Source organism: Thalassospira sp. GB04J01 (assembly GCF_000751115.1).
GTDB lineage: Bacteria > Pseudomonadota > Alphaproteobacteria > Rhodospirillales > Thalassospiraceae > Thalassospira > Thalassospira lucentensis.
In genome coordinates this window covers 1-16,701 of the sequence record NZ_CCDX020000012.1, presented here as the reverse complement: position 1 = coordinate 16,701, position 16,701 = coordinate 1, and the positions used below count along the sequence as shown (strand labels likewise).

General features: G+C 53.8%; 13 protein-coding genes. 8 read left to right on the top strand and 5 right to left on the bottom strand.

Annotated features, from left to right (window positions below):
- Nucleotides 1-80 precede the first annotated feature (80 nt).
- The 3 genes from AMM48_RS11475 to htpG all read right to left on the bottom strand — a co-directional run bounded on the left by AMM48_RS11475 (nt 81) and on the right by htpG (nt 3,688).
- Nucleotides 81-311, bottom strand: coding sequence for a hypothetical protein (locus tag AMM48_RS11475; RefSeq protein WP_102784155.1), 231 nt, complete (start codon nt 309-311; stop codon nt 81-83).
- A gap of 3 nt (nt 312-314) precedes the next feature.
- Nucleotides 315-1,649, bottom strand: a complete 1,335-nt coding sequence (locus AMM48_RS11470; protein WP_244271206.1) for a deoxyguanosinetriphosphate triphosphohydrolase — start codon at nt 1,647-1,649, stop codon at nt 315-317.
- A gap of 158 nt (nt 1,650-1,807) precedes the next feature.
- Entirely contained in the window at nt 1,808-3,688 is a 1,881-nt protein-coding gene (gene htpG / locus AMM48_RS11465) for a molecular chaperone HtpG (protein WP_102784493.1), read from the bottom strand.
- A 287-nt stretch (nt 3,689-3,975) separates the two neighbouring features.
- Here htpG and AMM48_RS11460 point away from each other — a divergent pair, with 287 nt between their 5' ends.
- Entirely contained in the window at nt 3,976-4,302 is a 327-nt protein-coding gene (locus tag AMM48_RS11460; protein ID WP_102784154.1) for an HPF/RaiA family ribosome-associated protein, read from the top strand.
- Nucleotides 4,303-4,471: 169 nt separating this feature from the next.
- Here AMM48_RS11460 and AMM48_RS11455 read toward each other — a convergent pair whose 3' ends face one another.
- Both AMM48_RS11455 and AMM48_RS11450 read right to left on the bottom strand, forming a co-directional pair.
- The gene (locus AMM48_RS11455; protein WP_158246464.1) at nt 4,472-4,801 is read right to left on the bottom strand and encodes an antibiotic biosynthesis monooxygenase; all 330 of its coding nucleotides are present in this window, start codon (nt 4,799-4,801) and stop codon (nt 4,472-4,474) included.
- Nucleotides 4,798-5,403, bottom strand: a complete 606-nt coding sequence (locus AMM48_RS11450) for an NAD(P)H-dependent oxidoreductase (protein ID WP_102784152.1) — start codon at nt 5,401-5,403, stop codon at nt 4,798-4,800. Before AMM48_RS11450 ends, AMM48_RS11455 begins: the two co-directional genes overlap by 4 nt.
- 114 nt (nt 5,404-5,517) lie before the next feature.
- On the opposite strand from AMM48_RS11450, the gene soxR reads away from it, so the two are divergent.
- The 7 genes from soxR to AMM48_RS11415 form a co-directional block, all read left to right on the top strand.
- Complete coding sequence (gene soxR / locus AMM48_RS11445; protein WP_101304909.1) at nt 5,518-5,988, top strand: redox-sensitive transcriptional activator SoxR; 471 nt, start codon at nt 5,518-5,520, stop codon at nt 5,986-5,988.
- Nucleotides 5,989-6,128: 140 nt separating this feature from the next.
- Nucleotides 6,129-9,092, top strand: coding sequence for a helicase-related protein (locus tag AMM48_RS11440; RefSeq protein ID WP_102784151.1), 2,964 nt, complete (start codon nt 6,129-6,131; stop codon nt 9,090-9,092).
- A 112-nt stretch (nt 9,093-9,204) separates the two neighbouring features.
- Nucleotides 9,205-9,612, top strand: a complete 408-nt coding sequence (locus AMM48_RS11435) for an RNA-binding S4 domain-containing protein (protein ID WP_102784492.1) — start codon at nt 9,205-9,207, stop codon at nt 9,610-9,612.
- A gap of 233 nt (nt 9,613-9,845) precedes the next feature.
- The gene (locus AMM48_RS11430; protein WP_244271205.1) at nt 9,846-11,582 is read left to right on the top strand and encodes a peptidase domain-containing ABC transporter; all 1,737 of its coding nucleotides are present in this window, start codon (nt 9,846-9,848) and stop codon (nt 11,580-11,582) included.
- Entirely contained in the window at nt 11,579-13,717 is a 2,139-nt protein-coding gene (locus tag AMM48_RS11425) for a peptidase domain-containing ABC transporter (RefSeq protein ID WP_102784150.1), read from the top strand. The genes AMM48_RS11430 and AMM48_RS11425 overlap by 4 nt, the downstream gene beginning before the upstream one ends.
- Nucleotides 13,714-15,069 carry an HlyD family type I secretion periplasmic adaptor subunit gene (locus tag AMM48_RS11420; RefSeq protein ID WP_102784149.1) on the top strand — a complete coding sequence of 452 codons (1,356 nt, stop codon included), beginning with the start codon at nt 13,714-13,716 and terminating at the stop codon, nt 15,067-15,069. Before AMM48_RS11425 ends, AMM48_RS11420 begins: the two co-directional genes overlap by 4 nt.
- A 145-nt stretch (nt 15,070-15,214) precedes the next feature.
- Nucleotides 15,215-16,701 (top strand): hypothetical protein (locus AMM48_RS11415; RefSeq protein ID WP_198413528.1); only part of this gene is annotated, 1,487 nt, incomplete at its 3' end.

Below are 16,701 nucleotides of genomic sequence, written 5' to 3'. Positions count from 1 at the left end.
CGTTTTGAATGATGCAGAAATCCAGACATCCAAACGTTAAAGGCAGGCTTTCGAGCCTGCCTTTTTATTGGTGCTGACCCCTAACGCAAATGACGCTGCACACTGCCGACAAAGCGCGCAAGAATGCGCGAAACGATAAATCGGGTCAGGATAAAGGTCATCGCACCTGAAATGGTCGGCCAATACCATGCCTGTATTTCCGGGCGCGTGCTTTGTTCAACAAGGCCGTAAACAATGGCGGCCAAGGCGGCGGCTACAAAGAATGCGGTTCTGCGCCGATAGCGGGCAATAAAAGGACCAAGCAACCACATGGGTCAGTGCTGCCCGCCACCAATGTCGCGCGCAAGCCGGGCGGCAAAATCATCGGTCATGCCCGAGACGTAATCAAGGATCACCAGATAAAGATCGTACAGGGATGCGCCAATCGGCATGGCGTCGGTGCCGATCAATTCGCGCACCCGCCCGGCCCGGTAGGGAATATCGGCGTCAGATGTGGCGTGATGCACATCAAAGGCAGTACGGCAGAAGGTATCAAGCAGGGTTTCAAGGTGGGCGAATGCCCCGACCTCGATCTGAACCTTGCGCCGGTTGAGGATGATTTGCTTTTCAGAAAATGACTTGGCCGTTGTGATCAGCTCGTTATAGGGGCCAGTAGCAGAGGCCAGAAGCTCGCCTTTCCATTCGCCGGCCAGAAGGGCTTCTTCGTTGGCAACGAACGCATCGACCAATGCATCGAGCAACCCGGTTATGATTTTACCGCGCAGGAACGAAATTTTGCGGCTGATGTTGATTTCGCGGCGATATTCGGCCGGAAGGTCTTCGGAAATGCACGGCAAAAGCATGTTTTCGAGAACCGTGAAATCAACCAGTTCAAGTTCAACCCCGTCTTCGATGTCAATCAGGGCGTAGCAAACATCATCGGCGGCCTCGACCAGATAAACAAGCGGGTGGCGGCAAAAGGCTTGCGCGTGCGTACGGATAAGGCCTGTCGCCTCGGCGACTTCTTCGAGCAGGGCGAATTCCTTTTGAAAAGCTCCGAATTTCTTCTTTTGCGGGAAGGGGCTTCCGGCGGCCGACCAAGGGTATTTGATGAAGCTTGCCAGCGTCGCATAGGTCAGTCGCATGCCGCCATCATACAGACCAGTCCGTTTGTTGGTCAGAAGACGAAACCCCTGTGCATTGCCTTCATAGGTGGTTAAGTCGGCAAACTGTTCCGGGCTAAGTGATGATGTATATTCCGGTGCGGCATCTTCAAACCACTGACGAATGGCATATTCACCCGCGTGGCCAAATGGCGGATTTCCGATGTCATGGGCAAGGGCGGCAGCCTGAACAATCGCGGCCATGTGATCGGGTTCGATCGATGCCGGAAGGCTTCCGTTTTCGTGCAATCGATGACCGACCATCAGGCCCAATGATCGCCCGATGCAGGAGACCTCAAGGCTGTGGGTGAGCCTTGTATGAACATTGTCATTTTCGGGCAGCGGATGCACCTGCGTCTTGCGCTGCAGGCGCCGGAACGCTGCGGAAAAGATGATCCGGTCATAATCCTTGTGAAAATCGGACCGGCCAAAGGTCCCGACATTGGAATGATGCGATCCAAGGCGCGCAGGCGAGAGCAGTTTTTGCCAGTTCATCATCGCAGTCATGGTGGTTTGGGCCTTCCCGACGGGTTCTGGTCTGTCTTGTATGTGGGTCTTTATGAACGGTCTTGGTAAATAAGCATTTTAAATTTTGCATAAATCCAAAAGAAAACGGCGCATCTTTTGACGCGCCGTTTTACATGTTCATTGGAAAGCGGGGTGGGTTAGGCGCCCAAACCCTTTTCCATGATCAAATCCAACCGACGTGCAAAATTGACCGGATCAGGAAGCGCCTCGCCCTCGAGAATGCGGGCCTGATCAAGCAGAAGCAGGGCGGCGTCATTCAGGATCGGGGCCTTGGCATCCTTAATCGCAATGTCTGACAGCTTTTTGATCAGGCTGTGCTTGGCATTGATTTCAAGGATACGCGGGCTGATTTGATCCACACGGTTGTGCTGTTTCATCAGACGTTCCATGCGCAAATCCATGCCGGTTTCATCGGCAATCAGGCAGCAGGCCGAACTGGTCAGGCGATCTGATTCCCGAACGTCCTTGATCCCGTCGCCAAGGGCGATCTTGATCGATGCAATCAGCGCATCAAGGGATGCGTCACTTGCGGCATCGTCCTTTTTGTCGTCCTTGGCATCGTCTTTGTCATCGGCCTTAACGTCATTCAGGTCAGCACCGCCACGGGTGACGGATTTGAAGTCTTTTTCGTCAAACTGGCCAACCGATGGCAGCCAGAATTCATCAACGGGATCGGTCAGAAGCAGGACTTCGATGCCCTTGGCGGCAAAGCCTTCAAGCTGTGGGCTGCGTTTAAGGGCCTCGATGTCTTCGCCGCTGATGTAGTAAATCGCCTTCTGGCCATCCTTCATGCGTTCGACATAGTCGGCAAGCGTGGTCCAGCCATCATCCTTGGTCGAGCGGAATTTGGCGATCTTGAGGATACGGTCGCGGTTTGACGGATCCTCATACAGGCCTTCCTTGACGACTGCGCCAAAGTTTTCCCAGAAGGTTTCGAACCCGTCGGCATCTTTTTTCGCCGCTGTTTCAAGTTCGGACAGGATTTTCTTGGTCAGGCCGTTTTTGATTTTGGTCAGAACCGGATTGTGCTGAAGCATCTCACGCGAGACGTTGAGCGGAAGGTCCTGACTGTCAACCACGCCAGACACAAAGCGAAGCCATGGCGGCAGCAGGTCATCGGCACCCTCGGTGATGAACACCTTGCGCACGTAAAGTTTCAGATGGCCTTTGCGCTGTGGCTCATACAGATCGAACGGACGCATGGTTGGCAGATAAAGAAGGCCGGTATACTCAATCGCACCTTCGGCGCGGTAATGGATGGTTTTCCACGGATCATCGAAGGCGTGCGAGTTATGTTTGTAAAACTCTTTGTATTGTTCTTCGGTGATTTCCGATTTTGGACGGGTCCAAAGGGCGGACGCTTCGTTCAGCGTCTCGTCCCCGTCGCCCTTCATCAGAACAACCGGAATGCCGATATGATCGGAATAGGTTTTGACGATGTGTTTCAGGCGGTGTTCGTCGGTGAATTCTTTGTATTCATCGGTCAGATGCAGGGTGATTTGCGTGCCGTGGCCTTCCATTTCGGTCTCGGCGATGGTGTATTCACCTTTGCCGTCTGATGACCATTTCCACGCCTGATCTTCACCGGCTTTTTTGCTGACGACATCGACTTTGCCAGCGACCATGAAGGCCGAATAAAATCCGACCCCAAACTGACCGATTAGATCAACATCTTTTGGCGCGTCGGATTTGGCAACAGCATCGAGGAATTTGGCGGTGCCGGAATTGGCAATGGTGCCGAGGTTGTCAATCAGGTCTTCCTTGTTCATCCCGATCCCGTTGTCGGCAATCGTCAGAACATTACGAACGTCATCGGTCAGCAGGCGGACCTTGAAGTCAGCATCCCCTGCAAGCAGATCCGGATTGGCAATTGCTTCATAGCGCAGCTTGTCACACGCATCGGATGCGTTTGAAATCAGCTCGCGCAGGAAGATGTCCTTGTTGGAATAAAGCGAATGGACAACGATATCGAGCAGTCGGCTAACCTCGGCCTCGAACCGCATTTTTTCTTCCGTCATGACCTCTTTTTTCTCCTGTATTTCAATCATCTACTGACCATCCCCGATATTGGCAGAAGGTTCAGCAACTCAAAGGGTTAAAGCATAAGCCGTGCTTGATATGCGTCAAGGCACCTTGCAGCGCAAGTCCTCTATCCTAAGTATAGTTATAGACGGTTTTTTCCGGGGGCGCGCAAACCACACAATATGCGTTCCCAAATGTCCCGGTGTTGAAAAGCATCCGGGGTGAAACGGTGGGGTGCAATGCCCTGCTACACGTCCAAGGCTGTATAACAGGAGGCCGTATCATGAACGTTCCCGTTCAGATCACCTATCGCGATGTTGATCAGTCAGATGCGCTTGATGAGCGTATTCATTACAAGGTGCAAAAACTCGAAGACACCTTTGATCGCATGACCAGTTGTCATGTCATTGTCGAACGTCCACATGCGTCTCATAAACACGGAAATCGCTTTGCCGTGCATTTCGGCATCCATGTGCCGGGCAAGGAAATCATGGTGAAACGCGACAGTGCCGACCACGCCCATGAGGATGTCTACATCGCACTTAAAAACAGTTTTCAGGCCGCCCGTCGACAGCTCAAGGAATATGCCGATAAGATGCGGAACCATTAAGGTCCCTGTTGGGATTAAATAAAGGACGGGGCGACCGGTTGGTCGCCCCGTTTTGTGTTTCGGAACAGTCCCCATCGGCGGGTGGCGCAAGGGGGCAGGTCCATGGGGGAAGATCCAAGGGATTTCCGAAACGCAATTGCATCGCTTGCACAGGATAATGTGCGTGGGCTTAAACGTTGCCTGACTGGTAAAGGACGGTGAACCGACCGGGGTTCGCCGGTTCAATCATTGGCCGGACACGAAGCATGTGCTCGGCAAACCGGGGGGATGACGTCCAGTTGTTCAGGTCCGCGCGAGATCGAAAACGGGACATGATGACAAGCGTTTTGCCGTCGTCCCCAAGGAACAAACGCCCGCCAAGAAGGCCGTCGATTTCCGGGGCGACGCGGGTTTGAAATGCTGTCTGAAGCGTGACAAAGGCATCATATTGGCCGGGTTTTGGCGTAACCTGACTGATGGTGATGATTTCATCCACCGGTGTTTGATGGGGATCACTCACGCACAAACCTCCAGCACCTTTTGCGGTGCCCGTGATGCTTGTTGTGCATCCGGATAGCGGGCATTTCGAAGGGCTGTTGCCCACCACTTCAAGTCACCGACCATGTGGTTCAGGGCATTTTCGCTGCTGGTGGCGTTGATTGGCTGCCCTTGGGAGTCAAACAGGTCCCAAACATTGGCAAAACTGACCACGTCGCGCATGGTGACAACATGCAGTTCGGCAAAGACAAGGCGCAACTGTTCAACAGCGCGCAAGCCGCCAGACATCCCGCCATAGGATATGAATGCCAGCGGTTTGCGCCGCCATTGCGGTTTAGCGGCATCAATCAGCAACTTAAGCTCGCCGGCAAAGCTGTGATTATATTCCGGGGTGACGACGATGAAGGCGTCAGCCTCGCTCAAGGCCGTGTGCAGTTCCGCAATGCCCGGATGCTGGTCGTCAACATGACGTGACGGGAGGTCAAGAACAGCAGGATCAATCGTTTCAACGGACAGCTCGGGGTCTTTTTTCAGGGTTTCTAGAGTCCAGTTCGCGACCGTGTCACAGAACCGTCCTTCGCGCGCACTGCCGTAAATGACAGCAAGATTGAATGTCTCTTTCACGGGTTTGACTCCTTGATATTTTCGCAACAAGGAGTAATGCTATAAAACCTTAACTATAGTTCAGGTCAAGCAGGAAGATACACATCCTGTTTGTCACAGGCAGGGGAATTGAAAATGGCGGAAGTCGGACCATTACAGCGTTATTTAAGTGTTGGTGATGTTGCACGCCGTTGCGGAATTTCCGTCTCGGCCGTTCATTTTTACGAGCGTAAAGGCCTGATCAGTTCCATCCGGACCGATGGCAATCAACGCCGTTTTCATCGCGGTATCCTGCGGAAGCTTGCGATTATCAAGGTGGCGCAGAAAACGGGTATTCCGCTTGCAGAAATTGGGGCAGCCCTTGATAAATTGCCACGCAATACGGTGCCAACAGCCGAGGACTGGGCAAAGCTGTCATCGCAATGGCGCGATGATCTGAATGAACGGATTGATCAATTGACCCGGCTTCGGGATCAATTGGGGCAATGTATCGGTTGTGGGTGTCTGTCAATTTCCGACTGTCCCTTGCGCAACCCTTATGATGAGTTGGCACAGGCCGGGCCGGGGGCCAGATTGCTTGAGATGGACGAGCCCGACACACCGTAATTCCCCCACAGACTGTTTGGTCCTGCGTCGGACGCATGGGAGGCTGCGGGCTGAATGCTTGACATTCCAGCGGTTCGAGTGTTGAAAGGCCAGATGAATGGGGCGGCCCGGATCATTGGGCAGTCCATTGAAAGAGTTTGATGCAGATTTCAACCCGATCCGGTCCTCGTATCCTTGCCATATTGGGGCCGACCAACACCGGCAAGACTCATCTGGCCATGGAACGGATGTTGGCACATACGACCGGGATGATCGGGTTCCCGCTGCGTCTTTTGGCGCGCGAAAATTATGACCGTGCGGTGGCCAAGGTCGGCAAGGGTGCGGTTGCGCTGATTACCGGCGAAGAACGCATCCTGCCCAAAACAGCCCGTTATTTCATGTGTACGGTCGAGGCCATGCCGGTGGCCAAGCAGGTCGAATTTCTGGGTGTTGATGAAATCCAGATGTGCGCCGATCCTGAACGCGGGCATGTGTTTACCGACCGGCTGTTGCATGCACGTGGACGTTCGGAAACCATGTTTATGGGGGCGGAAACCATCCGTCCGGTGATCCGAAAACTGGTTGACAATGTCGAATTTGATACGCGTGCGCGATTTTCAACCTTGACCTATAACGGGGCCAAGAAAATCCAGCGTCTTCCTGCTCAGTCAGCCATTGTGACGTTTTCGGCACAGGAAGTTTATGCGGTTGCCGAACTGGTGCGCCGTCAAAAAGGCGGGGCGGCGGTCGTCCTTGGTGCGTTGAGCCCGCGGACCCGGAATGCCCAGGTTGAAATGTTCCAGAATGGTGATGTTGAACATCTGATTGCAACGGATGCAATCGGCATGGGGCTTAACCTTGATCTTGACCATGTCGCCTTTGCCGCCATGCACAAGTATGATGGTAAATTCAACCGGTCGCTTTCGGCGGCGGAAACCGCACAGATTGCCGGACGTGCCGGACGCCACATGAATAACGGGTCGTTCGGGGTGACGGGCAACCTTTCGGGGATCGATCCTGACATCATCGAACAAATCGAGTCCCACGAGTTTGAGCCGCTAGCAAAAGTGTTCTGGCGCAATGCGCGACTTGAATTTCGCAGCATCGATGCGCTGCAAAAATCATTGCGTCGACGGTCAGTAGACCCGTCCCTGATTTTGGCGCGCGAGCCGGTCGATGAAATTATGTTGGAGCATCTGGCCCAGAACGAAGACGTTGCACGGATTGCAACAGCACCGGATCGGGTGCAATTGCTGTGGGAAGTCTGCCAGATTCCCGACTTTAGAAATATCCATACCGATACGCATCCAAGGCTGCTAACATCTATCTATCGTTATCTGGCGAAACCCGGAAGCAGACTGCCAATCGACTGGTTGGGCGAACAAGTCTTGCGTCTGGATCGTTATGATGGTGATATCGATCAGTTATCATCACGTTTGGCAGGTATTCGCGTCTGGACATATGTATCGCATAAGCATCACTGGCTCGAAGATGCCAATCATTGGCAGGAACGTACACGTGCCATTGAGGACAAGCTGTCAGATGTGCTACATGAACGCCTGACCCAAAGGTTCGTCGATAGACGAACTTCGGTTTTATTGAAAAGTCTCAAGGACAAGTCTGAACTCATGTCTACCATCACTGCGAATGGTGAAGTACAGGTCGAAGGTGAATTTGTCGGCCGTCTTGAAGGATTCCGTTTCATCGCTGATGAAACCGATGCTGCTTTCGAAGGCAAGGCAATTGCCAGTGCCGCACGTCGCGCGTTGACAGGCGAAATCGCCCAGCGCGTCAAACAACTTGAAACCGATGAAGACGATAAATTCTCGGTGAATGGGCAGCTCGATGTCATTTGGAGCGGTGCGCAGGTTGGCGTGCTGAAAAAAGGTGACACGGTTCTGTCTCCTGAGATCCATGTGATCGACAGCGAGTTCTTTGACGGTCCGACCCGCGAACGTGTGCGAACACGTCTGCAGAATTTCATCAATTCCCATATCGAAACACGGCTTAAAATGCTGACCCGTCTGCGTGACTGTCAGCTTTCCGGGCCTATTCGGGGTCTTTTGTTCCAGCTGAACGAAGGTCTGGGCTGTGTTCCGCGTTCGGAACTTGAAAGCCTGGTCAAGGATTTGTCGGACGAAGACCGTAAGGCGCTTGCCAAGCTTGGCGTACGTTTGGGGGTTGAAACCGTCCATGTGCTTGACGCGCTTAAGCCCGATCCGGTTGAGCTGCGCGGCATTCTTTGGGCCGTTGCGCGCGAACTTGATGCATTGCCAGAGTTGCCGCCTGCTGGCCGCACATCGGTACCCAATGACCGTGCGAACTCCAAGGGGTTCTATCTGGCGGCTGGCTATATGCCGGTGGGGCCGTTGGCCGCACGTGTCGATATGCTCGAACGCTTTGCCGCGTTGCTGCGTCAGAAGGCACGGGAAAACGACGGCAAAGTCCGTCCTGATCCCGATCTTCTGTCACTTCTGGGCTGTACGGTCGAACAGGCTGAAGGCGTGTTTACCGCACTTGGCTGGCGTGCCGAGGTGACCAAGGTCAAGAAATCGACACTTGAAGCCAAAGACGCCGAGAAAAATGCACCAGCACCTGCGAAAGCAGAAAATGCTGATGCAGCCAAGGATGCCGTCAAGGCGGATGCTGCTGAGCCTGCTGCAAATGCAGAAGCACCAGCCGAAGCAGAAGCAGCAGAAGCAGCAGAAGCATCTGTCGAGGCGAAAGCCGAAGAAGTCGCCAAAGAGCCAGAAGCAGCGGCTGAACCTGTTGTTGCCAAGGCTGAGGTGGGTGCTGGTGCTGGTGAAGACGCTGCCGATGTAAAGCCGGTTGAAACCGACGCGGATGGTGATGAACTGGTCGAAGTTAAATTCTTCGTCCGGGTTGATCGTCGCAAGCGCGGCGGTGGTGCTGCTGGTCGTGGTCAGCGCGGTCCGCGTCAGGACGCACGCGGCGGCAAAGGCGCACCAAAAGGTAAGGGTGGTAATCGTCCGAACCGTGGCGGTGGTAACGGTGATCGTTCTGGCAAACCGGGTGGGCGCAATCCTGCACCGGCGAAAGAAAACAAGATCAACGAAGACTCGCCCTTTGCCAAGCTCAAGGAAATGCTTGAAGCCAAAGGCTGATCGCGTAGCATATGAATTTCCAGAACGGCGATCCTTTTGGGTCGCCGTTTTGCGTTTGAAGGCCTGTTGCGTTAAATGTTGTTTGATCAATGATACGGGAACCGAGACGGTCGTGACGGAACTTGCAGAAAAGCTTCGGGTTGATAAATGGTTGTGGCACGCACGGTTTTATAAAACGCGGTCACTTGCCAGCAAAGCCTGCCAGGCGGGCCATATTGTGGTGAACGGTCACTCGGTGTCCAAGTCCAGTGCGACGGTATCGGTGGGCGATCATCTGCAATTCTTTCAGGGGCCGCATCTTCGTGTGGTCGAAGTGGTCGCACTTGGTGAACGTCGCGGACCCGCCCCTGAGGCACAGGCGCTTTATACCGATCATTCCCCGCCGCGCGTGGCAAAAAAGGAAGCTGCGTCTGATATTCGCACGGCCCCTGTAGGCGCGCGTGAAGCAGGTTCCGGACGGCCGACAAAGGCAGAAAGACGTGCGCTTGATCGTTTACGGGGCGATGACGAAGACTCCTAAAATCAGTGAAATTGATGTGATTCTTTCAACCCGTTGTGATCTACGACAGGCTAATACGCGAACATAGTAATGAGAGCGTGTATTATACTGTGTGGTAACCATTAGTATCGGGTTGTACGCAGATCAGGAATTTCTTGCCAGTGAGAAGGGGATCGGCTATTGATCCTATCTAATGGTATAGTTAATCGCCTTTTGGGTGGTATGGATTTTGAGTCACGGAGTATGTCGGCCCTATGACACGTCACGCCAGACGACATCCCGCATTGAATATCGGGACATTGTCGCATTTGCAGACAGGCCGCTTTGCCTTGTTGGTTGCCGCATTGGTGATCAACCTGTTGTCACTGGCGTTGCCGATTACCTTGCTGCAAGTTTATGACCGTGTGTTGCCGCATAACTCGATCCCGACACTGACCTTGCTTATCCTTGGTGTGATGGCTGCGTTGATGATCGAGGCCATTTTGCGTTTGGGACGGGCCTATATCTCTTCGTTGTCCGCAGCAAAGTTTGAACATCGCAGTTCACAGGCCGCTGTTGGGCATCTGCTGTCAGCAAGCTTGACTGATTATGACAAAACCGCCCCCGGGTTACATTTGCAGCGCCTTAATAGCCTGAATATGTTGCGTGATTTCTATTCTGGTCAGGCGATTGGGGCCGTCATCGACTTGCCGTTCATTGTTCTGTTCCTGGGCCTGATTGCGGTGATCGGTGGGGTGCTTGTTGCGGTTCCGCTGGGCATTCTGATTGCGTTTTTTATCACGGCACTCGTGCTGGGACGGCAATTGCGCAAGGCGCTTGATCAGCGTAGCCAGTCTGATGAGCGGCGCTATAATTTCATTATCGAAACCCTTACCGGGGTACATACGATCAAGTCGATGGCGATGGAAAACTTGATGATCCGTCGTCATGAGCAGCTTCAGGTTCAGTGCGCCGAGGACGACCTTGTCGCGGCACGTTCCGCCCACGCGGCCGTCAATGCCAGTGCGACATTTTCAATGATGACCATGGTTCTGGTTGCCGCGGTTGGCAGTGTTCTGGTGATTGATGCGGATCTGACGGTTGGGGGGCTTGCGGCCTGCACCATGCTGGCCGGGCGATCTATTCAGCCCCTTCAGCGCGCCATGAGCCTTTGGACCCAGTTTCAGAATATCCGGGTGGCGCGGCAGCGCTGTCAGGAACTATTTGAAATAGAACCAGAAGACGATGATGGCTCGCCCGAGATGCCGTTGCTTGATGGCAAGATTGAGCTGCTCAATGTGTCCTTTGCGCACGGCGATGGCAAAAAGGTGTTTGATGGTCTTGATCTGGTGATTGAGCCGGGTGAATCTGTTGCCATTACCGGTGACAACGGGACCGGTAAAACCACGTTGCTGTGGATGTTGATGGGGGCGTTGCGTCCGGATCATGGGGAAATCCTGCTTGATGGCAGGGAAATCGGTAACTACAGTTCTGAATCCATTCGTCGCCAGATTGCCTATCTGCCGCAACATGGCGTGATGTTCAAAGGGACGATCATTGAAAACATCACCGGTTTTCGCAAGGACATCGGCGTTGAACGTGTGGTCGAAATTGCCCGCCGCCTTGGGCTTGATGATATCGTCATGCGCATGCCGCACGGCTATGACACCGAAGTGGGCGGGCAGGCATCGGAAACCCTGCCGCGCGGGGTGAAACAGCGGATCGCCGTTGCCCGTGCGTTGATTGATTATCCCCGTATTGTGCTGTTTGACGAAGCCAATAGCTCGCTTGATATCGCGGGTGACAACATCATGACCAGTCTGATGCTGGAATTGAAGAAACATTGCACGCTTGTGATGGTGTCACACCGACCGTCATTGATTGCGCTGGCCAACAAGCAATACCGCCTGGTTGATCAACGTCTTGTACCGGTTCTTAAGCGGACCAACCAACGGGTCGCAAAGGTGGGCTCAAAAGGCACTGTCTCTGTTAAGGCGGGGGCGCCGTCATGAATATCGACAACATGGAATTTGCCCAAAACTACCGCATGGGCCTTGCCAGCACAGATTCGCAGTCGGACTTTGATGCCTGTCTTTGGCCGTTGCTTCAGGCCTTGGGATGGCGCGGCTTGCCCCGTCAGGTTGCCGAAGCTTTGCCACATATGGATCAGGCGCTTGATCTGACTGATTTTCGCAATGTTCTGGCACATTTGAATTATCAGTCACGCGAAATCGATGTGGTGTTTAGCCAGATTGATGACCGTCTGATGCCGTGTCTGTTTGTGCCAGATAATGGCACCGCACTGGTTGTCATTCGTCCGGAAGCAAACGGCATTCGGGTGTATGACGGCGGCACCGACCGTGAGATAGTGATCAAGGCATCGTCCTTGCCCGGCAGGCTCTATCAGTTCAGCAGCGCAAACCGTCGCGAACGTTATTTTGAAGATGACAAGCGCGGCTGGTTTGGCGGTATTGCGACGCGGTTTTCACAGCTTGGGTATCAGTTGTTACTGATTACCTTTGTGCTCAACATCATGGCATTGGCGACGCCGATCTTCGTGATGGGCATTTATGATCGCGTGATTGGGACGCGGTCGATTTCAATGTTGATCCAGTTTTCAATTGGTATTGGCATCATCCTGATCATGACGTGGGTGCTGCGCACATTGCGCAGCCAGATCGTCAGCCATTTTGGGGCGCGACTGGATACCTTGGTCAGTGGGGCGATCTTTGAACGGTTGCTAGCACTGCCGCCGGCATTCACCGAACGCGCACCAGTTGGGGTCCAGATTTCGCGTATCCGTGATTTTGAAAGTGTGCGCGAGTTTTTCACCGGTCCGATGGCCATGGTGATGCTTGAAATGCCGTTTGTGCCGATCTTTTTGATTGTGATGTTCTATCTCGGCGGCTGGCTTGCCATGGTCCCGATTGCGCTGATTGGCGTTTTTGTCCTGATTGGCCTTATATCCTTCCCCATCGTTTCTCGTCGGGTGTCGGAGCTTGGGCGCAATGGTGCCAACCGTCAGGAATTTCTGGTCGAAACGGTCGGAAAGATGTCGGCCCTGAAATATACCGCGTCAGAAAAACGCTGGTTGTCGCGGTTTCGCGAAATTTCTGCCGATACGGCATATGCCGGTTTCCGGGTTTCGATGGTCAATAACGTGATCAATACGCTGGCCCAGATTCTTATGATTTCATCTGGCGCGCTGGTGTTGGCCTTCGGGGCCTATCAGGTGATGAATGCCCAAATGAGTGTCGGTGCCCTTGTGGCATCGATGATGTTGGCTTGGCGTGTTCTTGGCCCGATCAATCAGGCCTTTATCGGTATGCCGCGGTTGGCGCAATTGCGCGGCAGTGTGCGCCAGATTAACCGGCTTATGACGATTGCGCCCGAAGGTGACTTGGTGCCGCGTTCCGTTGATCAGCGTCGTTTTGCCGGGGCTGTCAGTTTTTCACGCGTCAGTTTCCGCTATAGCCCGGAGTCAGACCCGGCACTTGTCGGGGTTAATTTTGATATTAAACCGGGACAGGTCATTGCCGTTGTCGGGGCAAATGGTGCAGGTAAGTCATCGCTGATCAAGCTGGTGGCGGGGATGTATCAACCCCAGGCTGGTGCGGTTTTGATTGATGGGGCCGATATTCGCCAGATGGATCCGCAAAACCTGCGTCAGGCGATTTCATATGTGCCGCAGGATATCGAATTTTTCCGCGGCTCCATTGCGCAAAACCTGCGTTTGGCGAACCCGGTAGCATCACAGGATGATTTGCGGATGGCCTGTATGTCGGCTGGTGTTTTGCAGGATGTCGAAAATCTGCCCAAGGGTTTCTCGACACGTGTCGGTGATCAGCATTCTTCGCGCTTTTCCGCAAGCTTCCTGCAGCGCCTTGCCTTGGCGCGTGCATTTGTTCGCGAAGCCCCGGTCATTTTGTTTGATGAGCCGACCAATGGTCTGGACCAAAAAGCAGATCGGGCGTTTCAGCATACGATCAATCGTTTGCGGGGCGGTTCGACCATCTTCCTAATTACCCATCGGCCAAGCCATCTTGATCTGGCCGATCGCATACTTGTACTTGAGGCCGGACAGTTGCGCGGCGATGCGCCGCCCGAACGGATCAAGCAGCAAGTGATAGACGGAGGCTACCTATGAGTGACGTGGCAGTTCAGAATACTGCGATCGAGCGGTTCCGTCGTTCACGACGTATGGCGCGCTATTTGTCGCATGCGGTATTGCTTGAAGAAGGTGGGATTTCGATCTTTGTGCGGTCCGCTCTGATTATGCTTTCGGTCGGTTTTCTGGCCCTGATTGCATGGGCAGCGACAACGCAAATCAAGGAAACCGCCATCACATTTGGTCAGGTCATGCCAACCGGTGCGGTCAATAAAATCCAGCATCTTGAAGGCGGAATCATTGATCAAATCATGATCCGCGATGGTGATCTGGTTGAAAAAGGGCAGGTTTTAATCCGCCTTAAGCCCGAATCAGCACAGGCGGAGCTTTCGCAAACCGAAACCAAACTTGGCAACTTACGTCTGGAAGCTGAACGCTATCGCGCACTGGCCGAAGGCCGCGTGCCTGATTTTTCGACAATGCTGGGGCAGTATCCTGAATTGGCGCTCAATCAGCAGGAAATCTATAATATCCAGACTGAACTTGATGCCAATCAGACCGAAATTCTTCAGGTTCAGATCAAGGAACGCAATGCGGAGTTGGCACAACTGAGCGAGCAGGAAGCCACCCTTCGCAAATCGCTTGGCCTGCTAAATCAGGAAGTTACCATGCGTCGGTCGCTTTATGAGCAGGGGCTGAACTCCAAGGTGCTTTTCCTCAATATTCAGCGTGAACTGAACGAGGCACAGGGCAGCCTTTCGGGGGTGATTGCCGAAAAGGCACGTGCACGCGAAACCATCGCCGAAGCAAACTTGCGGCTTAATGAGTTGGAAAAAAGTCAACGCGAAGAAGCGATTACAGAGCTTGGTCGTCTTGGCGGTGAGATTGCACAGGCCAGCGAAACCTTGCGGAAATTACGTGATCGTGTCGCGCGACTTGAAATCGTGGCGCCTGCGCGTGGCTATATCAAGGGGCTTCAATTCTCAACCATTGGCGGGGTGATTGCGCCGGCACAGGTGGTGATGGAACTGGTCCCGGCGGATGATGTGCTGATTGCGGAAACCCGCATTTCGACCGAGGATATCGGACATGTGCATTTGGGTCAGCCGGTCACGGTCAAAGTCAGTGCCTTCGACTTTATACGATATGGTGGTATCAAGGGTGAATTGGTATCGATATCGGCCTCTACTTTTGTAGACGAAGATGGACAACCGTATTATAAAGGTAAAGTTGCTCTTAACGCTGACTCTGTCGGTGAGGGGGCTTCTGCTCAAAAGATCATACCCGGGATGACCGTTCAGGCGGATATTCAGACCGGGGAGAGGACCCTTCTGCAGTATCTGCTGAAACCGGTTTATGTCTCGCTTGATCAGGCGTTCTCTGAACGATGAGCATTTAATTGGTCCCGCTGGAAATGAAATGCTCATTTCTACTGCCCGGCCGCACATTTCTCTGGTTTAAATCAGGGAATCTATACTAATGTATAGAATGTGTGGGGTGGGTGTATCCATCTCGCACTTTACGGAGAGTGGGTGAATGGCGGACGATCCTCGCGAAACTGAAAACGCACGTGACAGTGGCAACGGTGACTTCAATCAAGAAGATGCACCGAATGATTTGTTGCGCGGTGATGATCAGGGTGACGAAAGCGAAGAGCTGGTTGAGCTGCATGATGATCAGGCCAATGCCCCCAGCGTGCCCGATCAGGAATTAGGATCTGTCCACTACGGCAATCAGGTCTTTAACCCACAGGGCGAGCAACAGCAAACCTTCCGTCGGCGCAACGCATCCAGTCAGCGTCAGGAACGTAGTCAGGCTGCTGAAGCCACCGAAAAGCAAACCATAGCTCAGGCTGAGCAGGCCGAGTTTGATCGCAACGTCGACACGGGTGCAGGCACAGCTGATTCCAGTGCCGGTGCGGCGGGTGCGGATGATGTATCGCTCAAATCCGATCCCAGCACGGTTGACCTGCCCGAAAGCAACCTCTCAACCAACGATACAACAGATTTGCGCGGTGAACGGGACGTTCCCGGCCGTGAAGGCCGTGAAAGCCTTAACCCGAATGTCGTGCCGACCGAAGAGCAGGCTGCTGAGGTCGACGCGGAGGCTGAGGAGCAAGCTCTCGACGAGACCGCGGACACGCAAGACGATATAGTTGACGACATCGTCGAAGATGTTGTCGAAGCTGCCAAAGTTGCCGATGCGCCTGACCTTGTGGCCGGTGATGTCAGTGGCTCGGAAGACAGCGCGATTTCACTTAATGTTTCTGCGGCCCTGAATGATCTTGATGGCGGCAATGAGACGCTCACAATCGTTATTTCCGGTGTTCCAGATGGCGCAACCCTGTCGGCGGGTACCGATAATGGCGATGGAACCTGGTCGCTTTCAGCTGGCCAGCTTGCGGGGCTTACCATCACGCCAGCCGACGATTTCAGCGGCAGTTTCGACCTTAGCGTGACGGCGACCAGCCGCGAAAGCAACGGGACAACGGCATCAAGCAGCTCGATCATGACGGTTGATGTTGCCGGTGTTGCCGATGGCGCGACCCTTGATGTCTCAAATGCCAGCGGTTCTGAAGACAGCGCCATCGCGCTTAGTATTGATACCGAGCTTCTTGACGACAGTGAAAGTCTGGCCATCACGATTTCGGGTGTCCCTGACGGGGCGAGCTTGTCGGCTGGTACCGATAACGGGGACGGCACATGGTCGCTCACGCCTGAACAGCTCGAAGGTTTGACGATCACGCCTGCGGATGACTTCAGCGGCGAAATCAACCTGACCGTTCTGGTATCGACCACCGACGGCGATGACACCGCCGTCGTGATGGAAGAACTTACCGTCGATGTTGGCGGTACGGCGGATGCTCCGACTTTGGATGTTGCGGACGCCAGCGGTTCTGAAGATTCAGCCATCGCGCTCGATATCGACGCCGGGCTAACAGATTCCAGCGAGACGCTGACGGTCACGATCTCCGGTGTTCCGGATGGCGCGACCCTCTCGGCCGGTACGGATAATGGGGATGG

Coding starts and splice junctions, on each gene's coding strand:
- AMM48_RS11475 (WP_102784155.1), bottom strand. CDS start 311: ATGTGGTTGCTTGGTCCTTTTATTGCCCGCTATCGGCGCAGAACCGCA.
- AMM48_RS11470 (WP_244271206.1), bottom strand. CDS start 1,649: ATGACTGCGATGATGAACTGGCAAAAACTGCTCTCGCCTGCGCGCCTT.
- AMM48_RS11430 (WP_244271205.1), top strand. CDS start 9,846: ATGACACGTCACGCCAGACGACATCCCGCATTGAATATCGGGACATTG.
- htpG (WP_102784493.1), bottom strand. CDS start 3,688: ATGACGGAAGAAAAAATGCGGTTCGAGGCCGAGGTTAGCCGACTGCTC.
- AMM48_RS11425 (WP_102784150.1), top strand. CDS start 11,579: ATGAATATCGACAACATGGAATTTGCCCAAAACTACCGCATGGGCCTT.
- soxR (WP_101304909.1), top strand. CDS start 5,518: ATGGCGGAAGTCGGACCATTACAGCGTTATTTAAGTGTTGGTGATGTT.
- AMM48_RS11440 (WP_102784151.1), top strand. CDS start 6,129: ATGCAGATTTCAACCCGATCCGGTCCTCGTATCCTTGCCATATTGGGG.
- AMM48_RS11420 (WP_102784149.1), top strand. CDS start 13,714: ATGAGTGACGTGGCAGTTCAGAATACTGCGATCGAGCGGTTCCGTCGT.
- AMM48_RS11460 (WP_102784154.1), top strand. CDS start 3,976: ATGAACGTTCCCGTTCAGATCACCTATCGCGATGTTGATCAGTCAGAT.